The 18,894-nt window shown below is 70.9% G+C and carries 17 protein-coding genes; 4 read left to right on the top strand and 13 right to left on the bottom strand.

Going from position 1 to position 18,894, the window contains the following annotated elements; all coding sequences use genetic code 11:
- Positions 1-731, bottom strand: a 731-nt coding sequence (locus VFR64_17825; GenBank protein ID HET9491601.1) for an enoyl-CoA hydratase/isomerase family protein, incomplete at its 3' end; no start/stop codon positions are given.
- Positions 732-850: 119 nt separating this feature from the next.
- On the opposite strand from VFR64_17825, the gene VFR64_17830 reads away from it, so the two are divergent.
- The 3 genes from VFR64_17830 (at position 851) to VFR64_17840 (ending at position 4,522) form a co-directional block, all read left to right on the top strand.
- Positions 851-2,461, top strand: coding sequence for an ABC transporter substrate-binding protein (locus VFR64_17830; GenBank protein HET9491602.1), 1,611 nt, complete (start codon positions 851-853; stop codon positions 2,459-2,461).
- An 18-nt stretch (positions 2,462-2,479) separates the two neighbouring features.
- A complete protein-coding gene (locus VFR64_17835) occupies positions 2,480-3,427 on the top strand; it encodes an ABC transporter permease (GenBank protein HET9491603.1) in 948 nt (315 codons plus the stop codon).
- Positions 3,428-3,607: 180 nt separating this feature from the next.
- A complete protein-coding gene (locus VFR64_17840) occupies positions 3,608-4,522 on the top strand; it encodes an ABC transporter permease (protein HET9491604.1) in 915 nt (304 codons plus the stop codon).
- Here the strand turns inward: VFR64_17840 and VFR64_17845 are convergent.
- From VFR64_17845 to VFR64_17855, 3 genes are read right to left on the bottom strand one after another with little or no spacing between them, the layout of a single operon-like run.
- Positions 4,509-4,994 carry a hypothetical protein gene (locus VFR64_17845; protein ID HET9491605.1) on the bottom strand — a complete coding sequence of 162 codons (486 nt, stop codon included), beginning with the start codon at positions 4,992-4,994 and terminating at the stop codon, positions 4,509-4,511. The two genes, VFR64_17840 and VFR64_17845, sit on opposite strands and share 14 nt — an antisense overlap.
- Positions 4,991-5,236, bottom strand: a complete 246-nt coding sequence (locus tag VFR64_17850) for a hypothetical protein (protein ID HET9491606.1) — start codon at positions 5,234-5,236, stop codon at positions 4,991-4,993. Before VFR64_17850 ends, VFR64_17845 begins: the two co-directional genes overlap by 4 nt.
- A 26-nt stretch (positions 5,237-5,262) precedes the next feature.
- Positions 5,263-6,150 carry a Ku protein gene (locus tag VFR64_17855; protein ID HET9491607.1) on the bottom strand — a complete coding sequence of 296 codons (888 nt, stop codon included), beginning with the start codon at positions 6,148-6,150 and terminating at the stop codon, positions 5,263-5,265.
- 81 nt (positions 6,151-6,231) lie between these two features.
- Between VFR64_17855 and ligD the strand changes: the two genes are divergently transcribed.
- Positions 6,232-8,190: a DNA ligase D gene (ligD, locus tag VFR64_17860; protein ID HET9491608.1), complete on the top strand. Its 1,959-nt coding sequence runs from the start codon at positions 6,232-6,234 to the stop codon at positions 8,188-8,190.
- Here ligD and VFR64_17865 read toward each other — a convergent pair.
- From VFR64_17865 to VFR64_17905, 9 genes are all read right to left on the bottom strand, one after another.
- Complete coding sequence (locus tag VFR64_17865; protein ID HET9491609.1) at positions 8,174-8,884, bottom strand: DUF72 domain-containing protein; 711 nt, start codon at positions 8,882-8,884, stop codon at positions 8,174-8,176. The two genes, ligD and VFR64_17865, sit on opposite strands and share 17 nt — an antisense overlap.
- Positions 8,885-8,897: 13 nt before the next feature.
- A complete protein-coding gene (locus VFR64_17870; GenBank protein ID HET9491610.1) occupies positions 8,898-9,701 on the bottom strand; it encodes an aldo/keto reductase in 804 nt (267 codons plus the stop codon).
- 245 nt (positions 9,702-9,946) lie between these two features.
- Complete coding sequence (trpD, locus tag VFR64_17875) at positions 9,947-11,026, bottom strand: anthranilate phosphoribosyltransferase (protein HET9491611.1); 1,080 nt, start codon at positions 11,024-11,026, stop codon at positions 9,947-9,949.
- Positions 11,027-12,244: an ATP-binding protein gene (locus tag VFR64_17880; GenBank protein ID HET9491612.1), complete on the bottom strand. Its 1,218-nt coding sequence runs from the start codon at positions 12,242-12,244 to the stop codon at positions 11,027-11,029. It lies immediately after the preceding gene.
- A gap of 121 nt (positions 12,245-12,365) precedes the next feature.
- A complete protein-coding gene (locus tag VFR64_17885) occupies positions 12,366-13,514 on the bottom strand; it encodes an acyl-CoA dehydrogenase family protein (GenBank protein HET9491613.1) in 1,149 nt (382 codons plus the stop codon).
- Positions 13,511-15,547, bottom strand: coding sequence for an acetate--CoA ligase family protein (locus tag VFR64_17890; GenBank protein ID HET9491614.1), 2,037 nt, complete (start codon positions 15,545-15,547; stop codon positions 13,511-13,513). The genes VFR64_17885 and VFR64_17890 overlap by 4 nt, the downstream gene beginning before the upstream one ends.
- The gene (locus VFR64_17895; protein HET9491615.1) at positions 15,547-16,584 is read right to left on the bottom strand and encodes a PQQ-dependent sugar dehydrogenase; all 1,038 of its coding nucleotides are present in this window, start codon (positions 16,582-16,584) and stop codon (positions 15,547-15,549) included. Before VFR64_17895 ends, VFR64_17890 begins: the two co-directional genes overlap by 1 nt.
- An 81-nt stretch (positions 16,585-16,665) precedes the next feature.
- On the bottom strand, positions 16,666-17,700 hold the full coding sequence (locus VFR64_17900; GenBank protein HET9491616.1) for an NAD/NADP octopine/nopaline dehydrogenase family protein: 1,035 nt from the start codon (positions 17,698-17,700) through the stop codon (positions 16,666-16,668).
- Positions 17,700-18,893 carry a CoA transferase gene (locus VFR64_17905; GenBank protein HET9491617.1) on the bottom strand — a complete coding sequence of 398 codons (1,194 nt, stop codon included), beginning with the start codon at positions 18,891-18,893 and terminating at the stop codon, positions 17,700-17,702. Before VFR64_17905 ends, VFR64_17900 begins: the two co-directional genes overlap by 1 nt.
- Position 18,894: the final 1 nt, after the last annotated feature.

Genomic DNA, 18,894 nt, shown 5'->3' on the forward strand with positions numbered 1-18,894 from the left:
TCGCCCATGAAGGTGAGCATCTCCAGGGCGATGGACTGGTCGAAGATGGGGCCGGCCATGCGGAGCCAGTTGTTCAGGGAGCGCTTGGTCCACCGGATCGCCTGCTGGCTACCCAGGGCGAGCTTGTCGGCGACCTCGAAGGCCTTGGTCAAGAGCTCGCCGGGGGGAACGCAGAGGCTGACCAGGCCGATGCGCTCGGCCTCCCGGCCGTCGATGAAGTCCGAGGTGAGCAGGTAGTACTTGGCCTTGGCCATCCCGCAGAGCAGCGGCCACAGGATGGCCGCGTGATCGCCGGCCACCACGCCGAGCCGGGTATGGCCGTCGGTGAAGCGCACGTTCTCCGCGATGATGCTCACGTCGGCCAGCAGGGCCACCACCAGCCCGGCCCCGACGGCCACGCCGTTGATGGCCGAGACGACCGGCTTGTCGAGGTTGATCATGTTGTAGACGATGTCCGAGGCCTCGCGTACCGTCCGGGCCAGCCGGCGGGGGTCGGTGGCGTTGGCCTCCACCATGTCGAGGTCGCCGCCGGCGGAAAAGGCCCGGCCGGCGCCGGTGACGACGGCCACCCGGGTGTCGGGATCGGCATCGATGGTCAGCCAGATCTGGGTCAGCTCCCAGTGGAGCCGGTCGTTGGTGGCGTTGAGCACCTCCGGGCGGCTGATGGTGATGAGCAGCACGCCGTTCTTCCGGCGCTCGAAGAGCAGGTGCTTGTACTCGGCGTAGTCCATCGGCGCTCTCCCTCCGGGTGCGATCCGGCTTCTTCTACACCGCGTGGGCGCGATTGACAAGGTGCGCGCGCCAACGATAATGGGCCAACTTACCCTCGCCCGCTCACAGGAGGAACGCCATGGGTCGACGCGGCCTGCTCGGCATCGCCCTCGTAGCCGTCATCGCGCTCTCGCTCGGCCTGCCTCCGGCGTTCGGGCAGACGCCCAAGCGGGGCGGGGTGCTGCGGATCGCGGACCGCGAGGCCCCCAACCTCGATCCCCACCTCTCGGTGAGCTTCATCACCCACACGTGGGCGAGCATGGTCTACAGCCATCTGGTGCGCTTCCCCTACGGTCCGGAGCAGAAGCACTCCGGCGACTTCTCGATCGTGCCCGACCTCGCCCAAAAATGGGAGTACAAGACCCCGACCACCGTCGTGTTCACGCTCCGCAAGGGCGTCAAGTTCCACAACAAGCCCCCCGTCAACGGGCGCGAGGTGACGGCCGACGACGTCAAGTACTCGCTCGAGCGCTTCATGGCCAAGTCGGGCTTCCGCTCCCGCTTCGACCAGGTCCAGTCGATCGAGGCGGTGGACCGCCACACCGTCCGCGTGACCCTGAAGGAACCCTACGCGCCGTTCCTCAACCACCTGGCCAGCCCCTCCTACGCCGTCATCCTTCCCCGGGAGGTCGAGCAGCGCCACAAGGACTTCAACCACCCGGACGCCGTGATCGGGACCGGTCCCTTCGTGCTGAAGACTTACGAGCGCGGGGTGCGCGTCGTCTTCGAGCGGAACCCCGATTACTTCATGAAGGGGCAGCCCTATCTCGACGGGGTGGTGATCGAGATCACCCCGGACGCCTCGGCCCGGCTCAGCGTGTTACGGGCCGGCAAGGTGGATCTCGGGCACATGTGGGGCTGGCTCTCCCCCGAGCAGGGCAAATCGGTGCAGAAGACGAACCCCGAGATGGTCGTCACCCCCACGATGGTCGTCGGGCAGGGCGTGATCTACATGCGCACCGACCAGCCGCCCTTCAACGACGTCCGCGTGCGCCGGGCCATCGCGCTGGCCATCGATCGCAAGGGCTGGAACGACGCGCTGCTGTTCGGCGAGGGCTGCATCGACAGCGGGCCGGTGCCGTGCGCCATGAAGGACTGGAAGCTCGATGCGGCCAAGCTCGAGCCGGCCCGGGCCAAGTATCTCGTGGGGTACGATCCGGCCGAGGCGAAGGCGCTGCTAACCCAGGCCGGCCTGGGCGGCGGCCTGACCGTGCCCATGTTCCACTGGCCGGGCTACGCGCCGCCCTGGCGATCGTATTACGAGCTGGCCGCCGACAACCTGGGCAAGATCGGGCTGACCGCGGAGCTGAAGCCCGAGGAGTACGGCAAGTACATCAGCACGACCTACCTCGGCAAGTTCGAGAAGATGGCCATCGGGCCGATCACGCCGTTCACCGAGGTGGACGATTTCCTCTACGGCACGCACGTCCCCGAGCAGCCCAACAACCGGAGCCACGTGGCCGACGCCGAGCTGAACAAGCTCCTGGTCGCCCAACGCCGCGAGCTCGATCCGGCCAAGCGCCGGGAGATCATCGACCGGATCCAGCGCTACCTCGCCGACAAGGCGTACTACGTCTACCTGCCGAACGCGCCCCAGTACATCACCCACCCGCCCCACGTGAAAGGGTTCAAGCATCACGACGGCTACGGCCTGGGGATGCGGCTGATGCACACCTGGTTGGACAGGTAACCGGCGGCGGCCGACGGGATGAAGCAGTACGTCCTGCGGCGGGTGATGCTGGCGGTCCCCACCCTGCTGCTCGTGAGCATCATCGTGTTCCTGATGATGCGGCTGATGCCGGGCGACGTCGCCACCCGCATGGTGGAAGGCCACGCCTATGCCCCGACCCTGGAGGCCCTGCGTCGTGACCTCGGCCTCGACCGGCCGATCGCCACCCAATACTTAGAGTGGATGGGGGGCATCGTCCTGCGCGGAGACTTCGGGCATTCGTACTGGACTCGTCTGCCGATCCTCGAGGAGTTCGTGCGCCGCTTCCCGGTGACCCTCGAGTTGGCCCTGCTCACCATCCTGGTCTCGGTGGTGATCGGGATCCTGGTAGGGATCGTGTCGGCCGTCCGCCAGGACACCGCCGCCGATTACCTGGGGCGGGTCTTCGCCATCCTGGCCCTGTCGGTGCCGTACTTCGGCCTGGCGGTGGTGGTCGTGGTCGTGCCGTCGATCTACTTCAAGTGGACCCCGGTCTGGACCTACGTGCCCTTCACCAGCGATCCGCTCGCCAACCTCAAGATCATGATCGTCCCGGCCCTGGTGTTCGGCGTCACGCGGGCGGGTCCCATCATGCGGATCATGCGGTCCTCGCTGCTGGAGGTGCTGCGTCAGGAGTACATCCGCACGGCCTGGTCGAAGGGGCTGAGCGAGCGGACCATCGTGCTGCGCCATGGACTCAAGAACGCGATGATTCCCGTGCTCACCCTGGTGGGCCTGCAGACGCCGCTCTACATCGGGGGGTCCGTGATCATCGAGGCCATCTTTCGCCTACCCGGCGTGGGCCTGTTCTTTTTCGAAGCGTTGATGCGGCTCGACTACCCGGTGGTGCAGGCCGTGAACCTCATCGTGGCGGCGATGGTGGTCGGGCTCAACCTCCTCATCGACTTCGCGTATGCGTTCCTGGATCCGCGCATCCGGTATCGTTAGCTTGGAGGGGGGCAGTTCCTGCCCCCCTCCAAACCTCCCCCGTTCACGCGGGGTGCCACACCGGGCCCCCCTCCAACTCCCCCATTTACGCGGGGTGACACGGCGGACCTCCCTCCAGACCTCACCCATTCACACGGGGGGTGACAGCGTGGCCCCTCCCAACACTGGTGGCGACGCCTGATGGCAACGGTTGCGCCCGCGCCCGTTCCGGCTGTCGCCGTCGAGCTTCGGGCGCTGCCGCCGGCCCGGGCGTGGTATCTCGACGTCTGGGTCCAGATGGTGCGCCGCAAGCCGCTGGGGACGTGCGGCGGCGTGATCGTGCTCGGCATGCTCGCCGCCGCGCTGCTGGCCGACGTCCTCACGCCGTATGGCTTCGCCGAGACGAGCCTGCGCGAGCGACTCGTTCCCACGAGCGCCGCCCACTGGCTCGGCACCGATCACCTGGGCCGCGACCTGCTCACCCGTCTCCTCTACGGGGCGCGGATCTCGCTGTATGTCGGCTTCGGCGCGGTCGGCCTGGGCAGCGTGCTGGCCACCCTGATCGGCGTGCTGTGCGCCTATTTCGGCGGGCGGGCCGATCTCCTCGTGCAGCGTGGCGTGGACGCGTGGATGGCGTTCCCGCCGCTCCTACTGTTGATGTCGATCATGTCCCTGGTGGGGCCCAGCGTGCTCAACATCACGCTCGTCCTGGGCGTGGCCTTCGGCGTCCAGAACTCACGCGTCATCCGGGGTGTCGCGCTGGCGATCAAGGAGCACACCTACATCGAAGGGGCCCGAGCGGCCGGCGCCGGCCACGCCCGCATCACCATGGGGCACATCCTGCCCAACGTGCTGCCAACGATCATCGTGGTGGCGACGACCGGGCTGTCGACGGTCATCCTGGTGGAGGCCAGCCTGTCGTTCCTGGGTCTGGGCATCCCCCCGCCCTACCCGACCTGGGGAGGCATGCTCTCGCTGGCCGGGCTGGACTACATGTACCAGGCGCCCTGGCTGGCCATCTGGCCCGCGGTGGCCCTGTCGCTCGCCGTCTTCGGCTTCAACATGCTGGGGGACGGCCTGCGTGACCTGCTGGATCCGCGGCTCAAGGGCGGCTGAGCGGCGCCGGCGGCGCCTGGCCGGGTGCGACCGGGGCCGGGCCCGGTGCGACGGGGGCGGAGCCCGGCGCGGCCGGGGCCGCGGGGCCAGGAGGGGCGGGCGCCGGCGCCTGTTTATCCTCCGCCGTCGCGGGCCGGGGTTTCGTGACCCTGGCGATCTTCGGGTCCTCCACGAACGGGGCATAGCGGGCCAGGGCCAGCGTGATGCGATCCCCCTCGTCGACGAGCTGCTCGATCTCGGTGACGCGCTCCTTGAACGTGGCCAGCACGGCGCCCTCGGGGGTGAGCACCGTGAAGAGCAGCCGGTCCGCCTCTCGGAGCTTGCGAACGACCTCGCCCTCGATCAGCGCCGTCGCCCCGCGCATGGCCTGGGGCAGATACGGGTCCGCCCAGCGCGGGCCGAACAGCGTGGCCACCACGCCGACGGCGATGCCGGCGAGGAAGACGGCGACGAAGGCCCAGCGATAGCTCACAGCGTGGGCCCGGGTGGACCGGGTGGAGGGGCGCCCGGCTCGCCGCCCTCGCCTTTGTCCCGGCCCCGGATGAACCGCTCGAGCCGGTCCAGGGCGTCGGCGGTCCGGTCACGGGCGGCTTCGGTCCGGGCGCTCATCGAGTCGATCTGCCGGCGCATGTCGGGCATCCCGCCGGTCCGGATGAACGCGATCACGGCGAGCACCAGGGCCACCACGGCGATGAGGAGTGTCACGGCTTCCATAGGCGGTGATTCCGCCCCGCGGCGGGCTACCTCTTGCCCTGAGCGCGGCGGGCGGCGCGGACGGGCTCTGCCCGAGACGGCTCGGCGCGCTTGGCGGGCACCTTGGCGGGCGGCTTGCGCTTGGCCAGACTTTCCTTGAGCGCCTCCATCAGGTCGACCACCTGGGCGCGCGGCGCCGCCGGCGCCGCCACCGTCACCTCCTGGCCCTGGACCTTCCGGTTGATGAGGTCGAGGACACGCTGGCGGTACTCGTCGGCGTACTGCTCGGGCTTGAACTCGTCGTTGGTCAGGCCGTCGATGAGCTGTTGGGCCAGCTCCATCTCGCCGCCCTTGATCTTGGCCGATTGCCCCTTGTCGACCTCGCCGAAGTCCCGTACCTCGTCCGCGAAGTACATCGTGTGCAGCATGAGCCCATCCTGGGCCGAGCGGATCAGCACCAGGCTCTCCTTGCCGCGCATGACGAACTTGGCCAGCGCCACCCGCCCGCTCTTGGCCATGGCGTCGGCCAGCAGGCGGTAGGCCTTCTCGCCGCCTTTGTCGGGCCCGAGATAGTACGTCCGCTCGAAGTAGATGGGATCGACCTTGTCGAGCGGAACGAACTCGGCGATGTCGATGATCTTCGAGGCCTCGCCCTCCAGAGCCTTCAGCTCCTGATCGGCGACCCGGGCGTACTGGTCCTTGGCGAACTCGTAGCCGCGCACCAGGTCGGCGCGGTCGACGACGACGTTACATGTCGGACACAGCATTTGCTGGCGCACCCGCGTGCCGCACTTCGCATGGAGCATGTTGAAGGACACCGCGGCTGAAGAAGTCGCCGTGTACATCTTCACGGGGATCGAAACCAGTCCGAACGAGATCGTGCCGGAGCCGATGGAGTGCGGCGGCATGGTCGAAACGATACCACGCGGGGGCACGCGATTCTCCAGCTCTGCCGCTCGCAACCGGTAGGGTGACCCGTTGGGGCCAGGGGCGACCGGTTGGCGTATCCTGCAGCCGTGAAGCCACTGGCCACCCTGCGCGCCCGCCTGGACCGCGCCGATGCCCCCCGCCGCGACGTGACGCCGTCGCGCGCGCCGGTCATGCTGGCGACCCTGGTGGACAAGCCGTTCTCGGGGGCCGGCTGGCTGTTCGAGCCGAAGTACGACGGCGTCCGCCTGCTCGCCTTCCGCGACGGCGCCCGGGTAGAGCTCTACATGCGGAGCGGCCAGGAGGTGACGGCCCGCTATCCCGAGCTGACGACAGCCCTGCGCGCGCTCCCGCTCGAGCGCTTCCTCATCGATGGCGAGATCGTGGCGCTGGACGAGGCGGGTCGGCCGTCGTTTCAGCGGTTGCAGGCGCGCATGGGGCTCACCCGCCCGGCCGATGTCGAGCGGGCCCGAGCGCTGGTGCCCGTGAGCGGCGTGTTCTTCGATGCCCTGGCCCTGGACGGGCGCGACCTGCGAGGGCTGCCCTTGAGCGAGCGCAAGGCGTGCCTGGCGCTCCTGCTGCCGCCCCGCGGCGGGCTGGGCTACGGCGCGCACGTCGACGAGCAAGGGGAGGAGTTCTTCCGGGCGTGCTGCGCCCGGCACCTGGAGGGCGTCGTGGCCAAGAAGGCCGACAGCCGCTACGTGGGCGGGCGCAGCCGGGACTGGCTCAAGATCAAGTGCCAGCAGCGCCAGGAGTTCGTCATCGGCGGGTACACCGAGCCGCAGGGCTCGCGCGGCTACTTCGGGGCCCTGCACCTGGGGCTGTACGAGGGAGACCGTCTCGTGTACGTCTCCAAGGTCGGCACCGGCTTCGATGCCAAGACCCTCAAGCAGGTGTGGGAGCGGCTCGCGCCGCTACGGCGGCCGACCTCGCCGTTCGCCGCCGGCACGCCGACGGGCCGCGGCCATCACTGGGTCGAGCCCACGCTGGTGGCCGAGGTCCGCTTCACCGAGTGGACCGACGACGGAGGTCTGCGGCATCCGGCCTTCCTCGGCCTGCGCGAGGACAAACACGCTCGCGATTGCCGGCGCGAGGTCCCGATGCCGCTGGGCGGCGCCGACGACGGCCGGCGGGTGACCATCAGCAACCCCGGCAAGATCTTCTTCCCCACCGACGGGTATACCAAGGCCGACCTGGTCGCCTATTACGAGTCTATCGCGCCCTGGCTCCTGCCCTATCTCCGGGACCGGCCCGTGGTTCTGACCCGGTATCCCGACGGGATCGACGGCAAGTCCTTCTATCAGAAGGACGCCCCGAAATCCGCGCCGTCGTGGGTGCCCACGGTCCGCATCCGAGCCGAAGAGGTGAACCGCGACATCGACTACGTCGTCGTGAGCGACGTGGACGTCCTGCGCTGGGTGATCAACCTGGGCACGATCCCGCTGCACGTGTGGGCGTCGCGGGTCCCCACCCTGGAGCGGCCCGACTGGCTCGTGCTGGACCTCGACCCCAAGGGCGCTCCGTTCACCAGCGTGGTGGCGGTGGCCCTGACCCTCCGGCGGATCCTCGAGCGCCTGCAGCTGCCGAGCTACGTCAAGACATCGGGCAAGACGGGGCTGCACATCTTCGTGCCCCTGGGCGCCCGCTACCCGTATGAGCAGGTGCGGGCCTTTGCCCGGCTGCTGGCCACCCTGGCGGTCGAGGCCGAGCCGCGCATCGCCACCGTCGAACGCCCGCTGCGCGCGCGCGGCGGGAAGGTCTACGTGGACTGGGGGCAGAACGGCCGGGGCCAGACGGTGGTGGCCCCGTTCGCGGTGCGTCCGCTCCCCGGCGCCCCCATCTCGTGCCCGCTCGCCTGGAACGAGGTGACGGCCCAGCTCGATCCCCGGAGCTTCACGATCAAGAACGCGCGAGCCCGCGCGGAGGACCCCGGTGACCCCATGCGCGCCGTGCTGACCGAGGGGATCGACATCGCCGCGGCCCTGACGCGGATCGAGCGTGAGCCCGGCGCCGGCCACGCCCGCGGCCGGCTCAGGCCGAAGGGCTGAGCAACCCGGCGAGCCGGCGGGCGAAGGCCGGGCCGGTGCCCGACTCCTCGTGCTTGAAGAACACGTAGGCGTCCCGCCAGCCCTGGCCGAGACTGCTGATCGTGTCGGCCCAGCCGCGATGGTCGGCGTCGTCGTACCCCTCATCGCGCAGCCGCAGGTACCCGAAGTCGGCCGTGGGCACCAGGGGGGTCGTCCCCGCTTCGGTGTCGGCGATACACAGGGCGGCATTGCGGGCCCGCAGCCGCTCGTAGACCTCGTCGGCGAACCAGGAAGCGTGACGGAACTCGAAGGCGCAGGCCAGCCCGGCCGGCAGCAGGGCCAGCAGATCGGCGATCCTGCTGAGGTCACACGGAAAGTTCGGCGGCAGCTGGAACAGTAGCGGGCCGAGCTTGTCGCCGAGCGTGCGGGCGGCGTCGCAGAAGTACCGGACTGGCTCGTCGACGTCGCGCAGCCGCGCGAAGTGGGTGATGCGCTGGGGCGCCTTGAGCGCGAACCGAAACCCGGGCGGCGTGGCGGCGGCCCAGCCCGCCAGGGTCTTGGCCGTGGGCATCCGGTAGAACGTCGCGTTGATCTCGACCACGGAGAACTGTTCGGCGTAGAAGGCGAGCATCCGCGCGGCGGGCAGATCCGCCGGATAGAAGGTGCCTTTCCACTCGCGGTAGTTGTAGCCGGACGTCCCCACCCAGGCCTTCACGCTCGGCGACGCCTCACGGACGTGTGGCGAGCGCGGCCACGCGCTCGCGCGCCGCTTCATCGAAGCGACGCGCGCGGCCGACGGCACAGTTGTCCACCGCGTGGGCGACGTCGCGGGTGGCCGGAATGCTGACGGAGGTCCGCGGATCGCTGACGCCCCAGTTCAGCAGGGCCTGGGCCCAGGTCGACAGCCCGTAGGCCTCGAGGAAGGCGAGCTCCCGGGCCGGCGGCGGCCGACGGGCCAGCGTCCCCTGACCGAGGGGACGCATCAGCACGACCCCGACACCGCGAGCCGCCGCCAGGGGCAGGAGCCCCCGCTCGATCTCCCGCTCCCGGGGGTTGTACGGCACCTGGATCGCGTCGACGCGGCCCGTGGCGACGATGGCCGCCATCTCGTCGAAGCAGGCGGCGCTCCAGTGCGTGATGCCGATGGCGCGGATGCGACTCTGGCTCTTCAGCTCCTCCAGGTAGGGCAGGTGCGTCTGCCACGCTTGCAGGTTGTGGATCTGGTAGAGGTCGACGTGATCGCCGTACCAGGCCAGGGCGCGCCGGATCTGCTCGCGCCCCTCGCGCGCCGTGCTGGCCCACACCTTGGTGGCCACGATGACGTCCGCGCGTCTCGGCCCGAGCGTGGCGGCCAGCACTCGCTCGGCATTGCCGTACATGGGTGAGGAGTCGAAGAAGATCCCGCCGTGGGTCATGACCGCGTCCGTCACCGGCTGGACCAGGCCGGGCTCGCGGACGTCGAAGGTCTGCCAGGTTCCCATCCCGATGACGGGAACCTCGAGACCACTGCGGCCCAGGCGGCGCCGCTCCACGGCGACACAGTGTACCGCCGGCCACGCGCCCGGGTCGGCGCCGGTCTAAGGCGACGCCCTCCCAAACCAGGGCAAGCAAGCTCCCGAGAACGGTAAACGGCTTCACGGGCACCGGCGGAAACCGACCACTGGCCGGGCGAACCCGGCGGTACAGGTCTTGCTGTAGTGAATGGCGGAAGGTGGGTCGGTCGGGCCTCCGACCGGGTCGCCGCCAGCCGCGCCCATGCGCCCCTATGGGCGCGGTTTTATTTTTCCGGCTTGTCGGCGGCCAGCCGCTGACTGAGGCCGATGAGGGTCTCGAGCTTGGCGCGCGCCGCCCCGCTGTCGATGGAGCGAGCCGCGACCGCCACGGCCTCCTTCAGCTCCCGCGCCCGGCCCCCGGCCACCAGCGCCGCCGCCGCGTTCATCAGGACGATGTCCCGCTTGGGCCCGGGCTCGCCCCTCAGCAGCGCGCGAATGATGTCGGCGTTCTGTTCCCGGTCGCCGCCCTTGAGATCGCCGATGCTGGCTCGGGGCAGGCCGAGGTCCTCCGGCCGCAGCGTGAAGGTCTGCACCGTCCCTTCGCGAACCTCGCTGAGACGGCTGTCCCCGGTGTTCGAGATCTCGTCGAGCCCGTCGGCGCCGTGGACCACGAAGGCGCGCGCCGTGCCCAGCTCGGCCAGCACCCGGGCCAGCGGCTCGGTGAGCTCGGCCGCGTACACGCCGACCACCTGCGCATTGGCGGAGGCGGGGTTGGTGAGCGGCCCCAGCATGTTGAAGACGGTGCGGATGCCCATCTCCCGGCGGGCGGCCATGACGTGGCGCATCGCCGTGTGCAGTAACGGGGCATAGAGGAAACCGATGCCGACCTCGTCGATGCAGCGGGCGACCTGGGCCGGCCCCAGGTCGAGGTTGATCCCCAGCGTCTCCACCACGTCGGCCGAGCCGCACAGGGAGGACACCGAGCGGTTGCCGTGCTTGGCCACCCGGAGGCCGGCCCCGGCCACGACAAAGGCGGTCGCCGTCGAGACGTTGAAGGTGCCGGCGGCGTCGCCGCCGGTGCCGCACGTGTCGATGAGCATCTCGCGATCGGTCCCGGTCAGCGCGGCGACGCCGTCGCCGCGGCGGCGGATGCGCACCGCCTTCTGGCGCATGACCTGGGCGAACCCGATCAGCTCCTCGACCGTTTCGCCTTTCATGCGGAGCGCGATCAGGAAGGCGGCGATCTGAGCGTTGGTGGCCGCGCCCGACATGATCGCTTCCATGGCCGCGGCCGCCTCGATCCGCGTGAGGTGTCGGCGCTCGACCAGCGCCCGCAGGGCCTCGGTGATGATGGGGCTCGTCATCTAGGCGCTCGCCGTCCGCGCCAGCACCGCCGTCAGGGTGCTGAGGAGCTGGTCCATGCGCACGGGCTTGGAGAGGACTTCGTCCACTCCGTGCTCGGCCAGCTCGTCCTCCGTCAGCAGCACCCCCCAGCCCGTCAACATGACCACCGGCACCGAGGGGCGGAGCGTCTTGCACATGCGCGCCAGCTGCAGCCCGTTGAGCTTGGGCATGGCCAGATCGGTCACCACGACGTCGAAGGACGAGTCGTTCTTGAACTTGTCGATGCCGTCCGCGCCATCGACGGCCATGACGACGCCGTGCCCGGCGTTGGAGAGAATGTCGCTGATCATCTGGCGCACCTGAGGGTCGTCATCCACCACCAGGCACCGGGTCGGGCCGCTCGGCGTGTGCGCGGCGGGCGCCGAGGCCGCGGGCTCGGCCCGCGACACGCCCTCGACCAGGAACTTGACCCGCACCGTCGTGCCCCGGCCGGCGGTGCTGTCGATCTCGATCTGCCCGCCGTGGCGGGCCACGATCCCGTGAGCCAGGCAGAGCCCGAGCCCGGTGGCTCCGGGCTTGGTGGTGAAGAACGGCTCGAAGACCCGTGCCTGCACCCCGGGCGTCATCCCCGAGCCGGTGTCGGTGACGCTGACGATGGCCTCGCCCCCCTCCATCTGGGCCGAGACGGTCACGACGCCGCCGTCGGGCGCGGCGTCCACCGCGTTGGCCAGGATGTGGGCCAGCGCATGCTGCATGCTCTGGGGGTCGCCGGTGATCGGGGGCAGATGGTCCAGCTGCTCCTGGAAGTGCACACCGGGACGCCGCGACGCCGTGGCCTGGATGGCCTGGCGGAGCGTGGTCAGCAGATCCACCGCCGTCGCCGGCTCGTCGCGCCGGGCCCGCATGAACTCCTGGATCCGGCGTACCGTTTGGGCCCCGTCCAGCGCAGCCCGCTCGATCGTGTCCAGCCATTCGCGGAGCTGCGGGTCTCTCACGCGCTGAATGAGCAGTTGCGTGCGCCCGATGACCGGCGTGAGCACGTCGTTGAAGGCGTGAGCGAAGCTCGAGGCCATCTCGCCGAGGGCCCCCAGCCGGCTCAGTCGCTCGGCCTGGGCCCGGGCGTTCTGGAGGTCGCGCTCCAGGCCGTGCACCCGCCGGCGCAGCGTGAAGACCCAGACCGCCAGGCCCCCCACGGCCGCGGCCAGCGTCGCGATGACGAGCACCGCCAGCGTCTGCATGCCATCGGCCAAGATACCGTTTCCCGATTCGCTCGTCGAGGATCGCGTGCAGGCCGCCGGTGAACGGCCGCGCCGGCCTGGTCAGGTCGTCGCGGGTCGCCGGGCGGTGCCCGCGGGCCCGTCACTCACCGAGCAGCTCGCGAGCGATGATCACGCGCTGGATCTGGTTGGTGCCTTCGTAGATCTGCATGATCTTGGCGTCGCGCATGAAGCGCTCCACCGGAAAATCGCGCGTGTAGCCGTAGCCGCCGAAGATCTGCACAGCGTCGGTGGTGACCTTCATGGCGGCGTCCCCGGCCCAGCACTTCGCCATCGAGGCCTCGTAGGTGTTGCCCCGGATCCCCGCGTCTACCTGGCGAGCCGCATGGTGGACCATGAGCCGGGCGGCGTGGATCTGCATGGCCATGTCGGCCAGCATGAACTGGATGCCCTGAAAGTCGGCGATCCGCTGCCCGAACTGCCGGCGCTCGCGGGCGTAGCCCACGGCGGCGTCCAGAGCGGCCTGGCCGATGCCCACGGCCATCGCCCCGGTGGCGGGGCGGGTCGTGTCCAGCGTCTGCATGGCGATGCTGAAACCCTGCCCCTCGCCGCCCAGTCGCTGCTCCACGGGCACGCGGCAATCGTTGAAGTGCAGGGCCACCGTGGGCGAGCCGCGGATGCCCAGCTTCCGCTCCTTCCGGCCCACGGTGAAGCCAGGCGTGGTCTTGTCGACGAGGAACGCCGTGACGCCCTTGGCGCGCCGGGACGGGTCGACGGTGGCGAACACGCAGATGAAGTCCGCGTGATCGCCATTGGTGCACCACTGCTTGGTGCCGTTCAACACGTAGTGGTCCCCGCGGCGGATCGCGGTCGTCTTGAGGGCGGCGGCGTCGGAGCCGGCCTCCGGCTCCGACAGCGAGTAGGCGGCCAGCAGCTCGCCGGTGGCGAGCCGGGGCAGGTATTTCTTCTTCTGCTCCGGCGTCCCGAAGGTCAGGATGGGCAGGCCCCCCAGGGGCTGGTCGAGATACTGGGTGGCCGACGCCGCGCAGGCCCAGGCGATCTCCTCGCAGACCAGGGCCAGGGCCAGGCATCCCAGGTCGCTGCCTCCGTACTCTTCCGGCACCCAGATGCCGAACAGGCCGGCGTCGATGATGGCCCGCATCGCCTCCTCGGGGTACCGCTCGCGCTCGTCGACATCGGCGGCGAACGGGGCGATCCGCTCGCGCGCGACTTTCCGCGCGAGGTCGCGGATCATCCGCTGCTCGTCGGTCAGCTGGAACTCCGTCTTCATGGGCGCGCTCCCGCGATCACCAGAGCATCCACCGCGGTGAGCCGGTCCCCGGCCGCGATGATCGGATTGAGGTCCACCTCCAGCACGTGCGCCTCCGCCATCATGAGCTCTCCGAGCGCGCGGACCGCACCGGCCAGTGGGCCCCGGTCCACCGGCGGCAACCCCCGGGGTCCCCCGAGCAGGCGGGGCAGCCCGCCTTCGCTCAGCATCTCGCGGATGTCGTCGTCGGCCACGGGGGCGAGCCGCAGCGCGACGTCGCGAACGACCTCGGTCAGCACTCCGCCCGCGCCCACCGCAACGACCGGACCGAAGACCTCGTCGCGGCGCGCCCCCAGCAAGAGCTCGACCCCGGGTCCCACTTGGGCCTGGACCACGAAGCGCTCGACGCCGACCCGCCCGGCGAGCTCGCGGCACGCCTCCCGCACGGCCGCCGCGTCACGGAGGCTGAGCGCGACGCCGCCCACCTCGGTCTTGTGGATCACTCCGGGGGCGTCGACCTTCACGACGACCGGGTAGCCGATCGCCTCGGCCGCCATCACCGCCTCGTCGGCAGACCCCGCGGCGCCTTCACGACAGAACGTGATGCCGTAGGTCTCGAGCAGTCGTCGCGCCTGGGCGTGGGACAGCGGCCGGCTCGCCGCGGCGGCGCCAGCCGGCGCGGACGAGTCGTGCCCGTGACGGCACGGCGTCGAGCGCGGCGAGCGCCACAGTGCCCGCCAGGCCCGCACGGCGCGCTCCGGCCCGGGCATGACCGGAACGCCGCCGGCGCGGAGGCGGGCCGCGACCCCGGGGGCGTCGGCGGCGAAGGCCACGGCGGGCTTGCCCGTCGCCCGCGTGGCCGACACGACCGCCTCGGCGAACTCGGGAATATCCAGACCGACGTCGATGGCGACCGCACCGGCGATCGTCGGCTGATCGAAGACGACACGGACCGCCTCGACGATGCGCGAGGGCACCACCTGCGGCGTGAGATCCACGGGATTGCCCAGGGCTGCGAACGCGGGGACGAGCGGCCGCAGCCGGCTTCGCGCGGCCTCGTCCAGCGCCGGTACCGCCAGCCCGGCCCGCTCGGCACAGTCGGCGGCGACGACCGAGGGCCCGCCCGAGACGGTGATGATGGCGACGCTGGGCGCCGCCGGTCGCGCCGGCCCGCTGAGGGCCAGGGCCTCGATGGCGTCGAAGAACTCCTCGGTCTCCTCGACGTGCACGACGCGGGCATGCAGGCAGGCGGCGCGGAACACCGCGCCCGGACCAGCCACGGCTCCGGTGTGCGAGGCCGCGGCCCGCCGGCCGGCCTCCGAGCCGCCGGCCTTGAGCACGACCACCGGCTTGCGGCCCACCGCGCGCTCGGCGGCGGCGACGAACCGCCGTCCATCGACAATGTCCTCGAGGAAGCAGGCGATGAGGGTCGTCGCCTCGTCCTCGGCCAGGAAGGCGATCACCTCGGCCGCCTGCACATCGGCCTGGTTGCCGATGGACAGACAGCGGGCCACGCCGAGATCGCGGCTGCCCAGGTGCCGGAAGATGAGCCCCGCGTAGGCGCCGCTCTGAGAGACGATGCCGATGCCGCCCGGCCGCCGCGGCAGATCCCAGAAGTAGGTGCCGTTGAGCCCGGCCGGCGCCGAGTAGACACCCATGCAGTTCGGTCCCACCAGCCTGAGCCCGGCGGCTCGCGCGCTGGCCAGCAGCTCGGCCTGGGCGCTGCGACCTTCCTCGTCCACCTCGCCGAAGCCCGACGAGAGCACGATGGCCGCCCTGGTCCGCCGCATGGCCAGCGCCTTGACCGCCGCGGGCACCGCCGCGGCGGGCAGGCTCACCAGGGCCAGGTCGATCCCTTCGGGCAACGCCTCCACGACGGGGACCGTGGGCAGGCCGAGGATCGGCTCGCCGGCCGGGTTCACCGGGTAGAGCGCTCCGGAAAAACCGCCGTCCTTCACGTTCTTCAGCAGTCGAAAGCCGAGCTTGGCGGGATCGCGCGAGGCGCCCAGGATCGCGACGGAGCGCGGGGCGAAGAGCGCCTCGAGGCCGTCCATCACGGGACCAGGCGGAGGATGCGGTCGTCGCTCGCGGCGGGGGAGCCGCGCCCGTCCCGGTTGCTCGTGGCGATGTAGAGCGCCCCGTCCGGACCGACCACCACGTCGCGCAACCGCCCGTAGTCGCCGTCGAGCAGGGGCGAGGCCATCGTCGCCGATCCGTCGGCGGCCAGGTTCACGCGCAGGAGTTGCCGGCCCCGCAGCGTCGCGATGTAGGCGACGCCGTCCAGAATCGCCATGCCGGCCGGCGCCCAGGTCCGGAACCCCGACTCCAGCACGGGATCTTCGAAGCCCTCCCGGCCAGCCCGGCCGTAGACGTCCGGCCAGCCGTAATTACGACCGGGCCGGATGAAGCTCAGCTCGTCGTGCCCGCCCGGAATGCCGGAGGGCCCGTGCTCGGAGGCGAAGAGCTGCCCGGCGCCGTCCCAGGCCAGTCCCTGGGGATTGCGATGGCCGAGGCTGTACACCGGCGAGCCGGGAAAGGGGTTATCGGTAGGCACGGTGCCGTCGGCGTTGTAGCGCAGGATCTTTCCAGCGAGCGAGTCCAGCCGCTGGGCCAGGCGCGGCTCCGAGGCGTCTCCGGTGGTGAGGTAGAGCTTGCCGTCGGGACCGAACTTCACACGACAGCCGTCGTGCACGGTGGCGCCGGGAATGTCGTCGACGAGCACGCGCTCGACGGCGCCTCGGCCTTGGCCGAGCGTGAGCAGCGCGAGCCGATTCACCAGGCTGACGCGCTTGCTCAGCGTGTAGCAGACGTACAGCCGACCCGTCTTCGCGAACTCCGGGTCGAGGGCGAGCCCCATCAGACCGCCCTCCCCGCGCGCGGCCACCGGGAGCGTGGCCACGGGCTTGGGATGCAGCCGCCCCTCGTGCACGACGCGGATGCGGCCGGCCCGTTCGGTGAGGAAGAGCCGCCCGTCGGGGGCGAAGGCCAGCGCCCACGGCACCTGCAGCCCGCTGGCCACGACCGTGACCCGTGGCTGCGACTGCAGCGGTGAGCCCGCGAGCACGCCCGCCAGCACGACAAGCCCGGCCACGAGGGCCTTCACAAGCTACGAGTGTAGCGTTCGCGCCCATCGTCCAGCAAACCGGCGGCCGCGACAGACGCCGGTGCCGCCTCAGCGGACGACCCGCCTCCAGAGGGACGAGGTCCAGCCCGCGTGGAGGACCTCCCGGATTTCCCGCAGGGCGAGGTCGCCCAGACCCAGATGCTCGAGGGCCCGACCGCGGCCGGACAGCGGACGGCCCAGGAGCGCGCTGAACACCAGCAGGAGCCCGCTGCACGCCCCACTGTCCGCTTGCACCGTCCGCGCCGCGGACTCGAGGAGTGTCAGCCCGAGAGCCGCGTCCTCGGTGACGTACCGGTGGGTGAGACTCACGGGCCCGTCGAGACCGACGGCGCCGTCGCTGGCGGCCAGCGCGTAGGCGGCGGGCGAATAGCCCCACCCGGCGCGAGCCGCCCCTCGCTCGGCGTCGACGGCGTCCACGAGTCGCCGGGCGCTCGCCGTCATATCGATATCCCGGCCTTGATCGATCCCGCCGAGGTTCAGCAGGACCAGCGCCGGGTGGAGCACCGGCCCGCCGTCGGTCAGGGCGGCGTCGAGGATGTCGACCGACGGCCGCGCCGACGGGAACAGCTCGCTCGCCGCCGCCAGCGCCGTGGAGCGCGCTGCCGGGAATGCGCCAAGTTGCAGGCTGGCGACGCGCTGCGCGACGTGCACTGCGGCCGGCCCGGTCTGCCGAGCTTGGTAGGGGAACGTGCCCGTCTCGACGAACGCCCGGGGCAGCCGGCCGCCGGCGCGGGTGATCTCCCGGGCCATGACGAAGGCCCCCAGGGTGCCGGGGGCGACCACGACGACGTGTCGGTCGTCGAGGTGCGCAGCTAGCCGTCGGGCCACGTCCTCGTGCGCGGCGGCCGGCACGGCGACGATGATGACGTCGGCGCCCGCCACGGCTTCACCGAGGTCCTCGACGACGGAGAGCGGCGCCTTGCCGGAGCGGTCCGGGGCGGCCAGCGTCAGGCCCCCGGCCTGACGGATGGCCGCGAGCTCCCTCGCCGCGCGGCGCCAGAGGCGCACGTCGTGGCCGGCCAGGGCCAGGTCGGCCGCCACCGCATACGCGCCACTGCCGCCTCCCAGGATGGTGACCGGCATCACTTGATGGCTCCCGCCTGGCGCAGCCCGGCGATCCGATCGCCGGAGTAGTTGAGCAGCTCGCCGAGCACGGCCTCGGTGTGCTCGCCCAGCGCCGGAGGCGGAGCCACTTCGAGACCGAGCTGGCCGTCGACCTTGATCGGGGTGCCCAGCGTCGGGATCGTGCCGTGACGAGGGTGCTGCATCTCGACCACCATCTGGCGTAGACGCAGCTGCGGATCGACGAGCACGCGGTCGACGGCCTGAATGGGAGCCGCCGGCACGCCCTCGGCGGTCAGCCGCGACAGCCACTCGACGCTCGTCCGGGCCGCGAAGACCGTCTCGATGAGCGGCGTGAGCGCCTGGCGGTTGGCGACCCGGTCGCGGTTCGTCGCGAAGCGTGGATCCCGTTCCCACTCCGGATGCCCGGCGGCCAGACAGAAGCCGCGCCAGAACTTCTCCGCGAACACGGCGACGATGATGTGCCCGTCGCGCGTGGCCAGCGCCTGGTAGGGCGCGACCGAGAGGTGGGCCGAGCCCTGAGGGCCGGGCACGCAACCGTCGGTCCAGAAGTACTGAGCCAGGTAGGTCAGCAGGGAGACCTGGCAGTCGAGCAGGGACAGATCGAGATGGGCGCCGTGGCCGGTCACCTGCCGGCGGAACAGAGCCGCGACCACGGCGAAGGCGGCCATCATGGCCCCGGCCAGGTCACCCATCGGCAGCCCCATGCGCACGGGGCGTCCACCGGGTTCGCCGGTGAGACTCATGGCTCCACCCATGGCCTGCAACGCCAGGTCGAACGCCGGCCAGTCACGGTAGGGGCCGTGCTGTCCGTAGGCCGAGACCGAGCATACGACCAGGCGCGGGTTGATTGCCGCGAGCGACGCGTACTCGCAGCCGAGCCTGGCCATGACGCCGGGCCGGAAGTTCTCCCACACCACGTCGGCGGTGCGTACGAGGTCCAGGAACACCTGGCGCCCCGCCGGCTCCGCCAGGCCCAGGGCCACGGACTTCTTGTTGCGGTTGATGGCCAGGAAGTACGCGCTCTCGCCATCGGGCAAGAACGGCGGACCCATGGCGCGCATCGGATCGCCCCCCTCCGGGTCCTCGATCTTGATGACCTCGGCTCCCATGTCGGCCAGCAGCATGGAGCCGTACGGGCCGGCCAGCATGCGCGACAGGTCCAGGACGCGAACGCCGTTCAACAGCCGCATG

The sequence above is a fragment of the Candidatus Methylomirabilota bacterium genome (genome assembly GCA_035709005.1).
GTDB lineage: Bacteria > Methylomirabilota > Methylomirabilia > Rokubacteriales > CSP1-6 > 40CM-4-69-5.